Origin of the sequence: Synechococcus sp. R6-5 (genome assembly GCF_047461775.1) — a bacterium.
In the GTDB taxonomy this organism is placed as follows: Bacteria; Cyanobacteriota; Cyanobacteriia; order Thermostichales; family Thermostichaceae; genus Thermostichus.
Window position 1 is genome coordinate 1 of record NZ_JANSHV010000271.1, and the last position, 526, is coordinate 526.

1 rRNA gene is annotated in these 526 nt (G+C 65.2%); it reads left to right on the forward strand.

The features are described from left to right. Positions 1-209: 209 nt before the first annotated feature. Positions 210-526 (forward strand): 16S ribosomal RNA (locus NW818_RS12610); the annotation flags it as partial.

The following is a 526-nucleotide window of genomic DNA, read 5'->3' on the forward strand; positions in this document are numbered from 1 at the left end:
CATCCAAAGGAGAGACGCACGACGTGAGCGGCTAGCGCCAAACGAGGACGCGACAGGGGAAGACAACCCGCTGTCGCCAGGCCGGTCGAACCGCAAGGCAGACCGCCTGGTTTTTTATCGCCGCGCGCCAGCCGTCGGCACCTTCACAACTGAACCGTGACATCCATCCGTGTCGGGCGCTCCGGCGGAGCGCACCCCGCTCCGCCCATCCAATGAAGAGTTTGATCCTGGCTCAGGACGAACGCTGGCGGCGTGCCTAATGCATGCAAGTCGAACGCACCCGCTTCGGCGGGTGAGTGGCGCACGGCTGAGTAACACGTGGGAACCCGCCCCCCGGTGGGGGATAACGCGACGAAAGTTGCGCTAATCCCGCATACGTCCTTCGGGGGAAAGCGCAGTGCGCGCCGGGGGAGGGGCCTGCGGCCCATCAGGTCGTTGGTGGGGTAATGGCCTACCAAGCCGATGACGGGTAGCTGGTCTGGGAGGATGACCAGCCAGACTGGGACTGAGACACGGCCCAGACTCC